Consider the following 3,689-nt stretch of genomic DNA (forward strand, 5'->3'; position numbering starts at 1 on the left):
GGCCCGCCCCCGTCCTGTTTCCACCTCCCGCCGCGTTTTTCGGTAATGACGTGTTGTGAACCAGCCGACACGTAACGTGAGGTGAAGCCGGTAATCGGCTGACGCCAGACGTGCGCCGGGCCGCCACTGCGGCGGCGCCGCTCGGCCAACTGCCGGGGCGGGACAGCTCGGCAACGTCGCGGCCTACTCAGCCGCAGGAGGTGTGGACGATGCCCATGCTGTCGGTCTTCGATCCTCGGCACACTGTCGCTCCCCCGGGATACAGCCGCTGGCTCATCCCGACCGCGGCACTGGCCGTGCACGTGTGCATCGGCCAGGTCTACGCGACAAGTGTCTACAAGAACTCCCTCATCGCGCACTTTGACACCAGCCAGACGGCGATCGGGGCGATCTTCAGCATCGCCATCGTCATGCTGGGTTCGTCCGCGGCGGTCGGTGGACGTTGGGTGGAGCGGAACGGACCGCGCCGGGCGATGTTCGTCTCGGCGTGCTTCTGGGCCGTCGGGTTCCTGGTCGGCGCGCTCGGCATCGCGACCCAGCAGCTGTGGCTGCTTTACCTCGGGTATGGCGTCATCGGCGGCATCGGGCTCGGCATCGGTTACATCTCGCCCGTCTCCACGCTGATCAAGTGGTTCCCGGACCGCCCCGGCCTCGCCACCGGGCTGGCCATCATGGGGTTCGGCGGCGGCGCCCTGGTCGCCGGCCCGCTCGCGCGCCAACTGCTCTCCCTCTACGACTCCGGCTACAACCCCGACAACCCGGCCGCCGTGGCGTCGGGCCACGCCCTCGTGGCACTGTTCGTCACGTTCGGCATCGGCTATTTCGTGATCATGATGTTCGGCCCGTTCAACGTCCGGGTTCCGGCACCGGACTGGCGACCCGCCGGGTTCGACCCAGCGAGCGTCGCCGCCCGGCCCCTGGTGACCACGGCGAGCGTGTCCGTGTCGAACGCCGTGCGTACCCGGTCGTTCTGGTTGCTGTGGATCGTGCTGTTCTGCAACGTCACAGCGGGCATCGGCATCCTGGAGCAGGCAAGCCCGATGATCCAGGACTTCTTCCGGGACAACGGGACCGCCACCACTGTCTCGGTGACGGCTGCGGCCGGTTTCGTGGGAGTGCTGTCGCTGTTCAACATGGCTGGGCGGTTCGTCTGGTCGACGACGTCCGACCTCATCGGCCGCAAGCCCATCTACATGGTCTACCTCGGCGTCGGCATGGTGCTGTACCTGCTGCTCGCCGTCGCTGGCCACTCCGCTACCGCGGTCTTCGTCCTGATCGCCGCCGCGATCATTTCCTTCTACGGCGGTGGCTTCGCCACCATGCCCGCCTACCTGCGTGACCTGTTCGGCACCTTCCAGGTCGGGGCCATCCACGGCCGGATCCTGACCGCCTGGTCGGCCGCGGGTGTCGCCGGCCCGCTGATCGTCAACGGGATCCTCGACACGCAGGGCAAGCCCGGCACCCTCACCGCGGCGGCGTACCGGCCCGCGCTGTTCACCATGGTCGGCATCCTCGCCATCGGGTTCATCGCGAACCTGCTGGTGCGTTCCGTGCCCGAACGGTTCCACGAACCGAACCGAGGGCCGACCTCGCCCGTGGCGAAGGCGACTGTCACCGAGCCGGTCGCTCTCGGGCCGGACAGCCAGCCGCCCGCGCCGCCGCACGTCGGCAGCCAGACCGGGCGACTCTGGTTGTCGTGGCTGCTGGTCGCGGTGCTGCTCGGGTACGGCATCGTCCAGACCGCCATCACCGCCGCGAAGCTGTTCACCGGCTGAGGCGCGGCGGGCCGTCGCGGCCAGACCTCCTGCCTACAACGGAAGGCGCCCTTTCACAGGGGCGCCTTCCGTTTCACCGATCCGCTCATGGCTGGGTGGTCGACCTGAGCCGCTCCCGTTGTGGCACGACCGTGTACTTCGGATCGCGTGCCGACACCCGTCCCGCCTCGAAGACGCCGAACCGGGTGGCGACCGACGATGCCACGAGGGCGGCGCCGGAGATCGCCGACAGGACCCGGCTGCGTCGGCTGAGCAGGGCGGTGACGGTGCCCACGGCGAGCAGGGCACGTCCAGCCTTCACCAGCCGGCCGCTGCGGCCATGCTTGTAGGGCTCGCTGGTGAGGCCCTGCCGCTCCAACTGGTGCCCTCCGCCGAACTCGACGACCGCGGCGGCCAGGGCGAGTCGTCGCAGTGGGGCGGTCTCCGCGGCCGGTGCCGCGATCAGTCCCACCCCGGACGCGGCGGCGAGCGCGCTGCCAGCGAAGACGAACGGCAGCGACGGGTAGGCGTCGTGCCAGGACGGCACGGCCGTGTCGGCGAGCAGCACCCCGGTGTACGTCGCCAGCGCCGGCGCGGTGGCCGCGGCGGCCAGGCCGGCGACGTTGCCGATGGGCGGTGCGATCCGACGGGCCAGGCCGAGCACACCGTGCTGCGGGAGCAGCGGCGCGAGCTCGGCGACGGCGGCCACGCCGGCCAGTGGCCCGAACGCGGCGAGGATCCAGGTGCCGACCGACATCGGCGAGGTCACCTTGGCGACCCGGAGCATGTGATGGAACCGAGACGGCCGGCCGAGGTCGTGAACCAGCAGGTACGTGCTGGCCGCGACACCGCCGAGGGCCGTCCAGCGGCCCACGGTGCGCAGCCCGGGTCGTCCGGTCAGTTGAGCGCCCGCGCCGATCAGCGCACTTCCCGCGGCGAGGCCTCCGGTGAACAGGTAGCCGGCGATGTCGTACTTCCACACCGGCGGCTTCAGAACCGGCCGGCCGTAGTAGGAGGCGAAGTCGGCCGGCGGCACCGTGAGCTGCTCACCGCCGCGGGTCATGACCGCCTGCCCAGGAATGCGACAACAGTGGCGGCGGTCATCGCGAGGGCGGCCAGGCCGGCGCGCTTCCACATGGCCGGCAGGTCGCGGGTGGTCACGATCGGGTCCGGTGGCAGCCCGTACACCTCCGGCTCGTCCAGGAGCAGGAAGAACGCACCGTCACCACCGACGCCGTCGTTCGGGTCGTGCCCGTACAACCGCGCCTCCGGCACCCCCTGCTCGTGCAGCTTCGCCACCCGCGCGGCGGCCCGCTCCCGCAACTCGTCCAGAGCGCCGTACTGGATCGACTCCGTCGGACACGCCTGCGCACACGCGGGGGTCATGCCCGCGCCCAACCGGTCGTAGCACAGCGTGCACTTCCACGCCCGGCCATCGTCCTTGCGTTGATCGATGACGCCGTACGGGCAGGCGGAGATGCAGTACCCGCAGCCGTTGCAGATGTCCTCCTGCACCACCACCGTCCCGAACTCCGTCCGGAACAACGAACCCGTCGGGCAGACGTCCAGGCAGGCCGCGTGGGTGCAGTGCTTGCACACGTCCGACATCATCAACCAGCGAAAATCCGTCCGCCCCTCCGCGCCGGAACCCCTCCCCGGCGGCTGCGCACCCGGCATCCCCAGGAACTCCGGTCCGCCCGACATGCGGACCGCCGCGGCGGGCGAGCCGGTGGGCAGGCCGGGGTCCGTTCCGGTGTCGGTGCTGGTACGCGCGCCGGCCGCCGCCGTCACCGGGCTGATCGCCGGCCCGTCCGGGTCCCCCGCGAACGCCGGAGTCGCCCAGCCGGCCGAACGGGGCTGCTCCACGAACGCGACGTGCCGCCACGAGTTCGCTGTCAACGCGCCGGTGTTGTCGTACGACATGCCCAGCAGGTC

Annotated in this window: 3 protein-coding genes; 1 reads left to right on the top strand and 2 read right to left on the bottom strand. The window is 70.7% G+C overall.

Features of this window, described 5'->3' with window-relative positions; all coding sequences use genetic code 11:
- The first annotated feature begins 215 nt into the window (after positions 1 to 215).
- On the top strand, positions 216 to 1,775 hold the full coding sequence (locus tag ABZ749_RS31505) for an OFA family MFS transporter (protein WP_357234206.1): 1,560 nt from the start codon (positions 216 to 218) through the stop codon (positions 1,773 to 1,775).
- 85 nt (positions 1,776 to 1,860) lie between these two features.
- Here ABZ749_RS31505 and nrfD read toward each other — a convergent pair whose 3' ends face one another.
- Positions 1,861 to 2,817, bottom strand: coding sequence for an NrfD/PsrC family molybdoenzyme membrane anchor subunit (gene nrfD / locus ABZ749_RS31510; protein ID WP_357234201.1), 957 nt, complete (start codon positions 2,815 to 2,817; stop codon positions 1,861 to 1,863).
- Positions 2,814 to 3,689 (bottom strand): 4Fe-4S dicluster domain-containing protein (locus tag ABZ749_RS31515; RefSeq protein WP_357234203.1); only part of this gene is annotated, 876 nt, incomplete at its 5' end. The genes nrfD and ABZ749_RS31515, both read right to left, overlap by 4 nt.

The organism is Micromonospora sp. NPDC047753, assembly GCF_040642735.1.
Lineage (GTDB): Bacteria > Actinomycetota > Actinomycetes > Mycobacteriales > Micromonosporaceae > Micromonospora.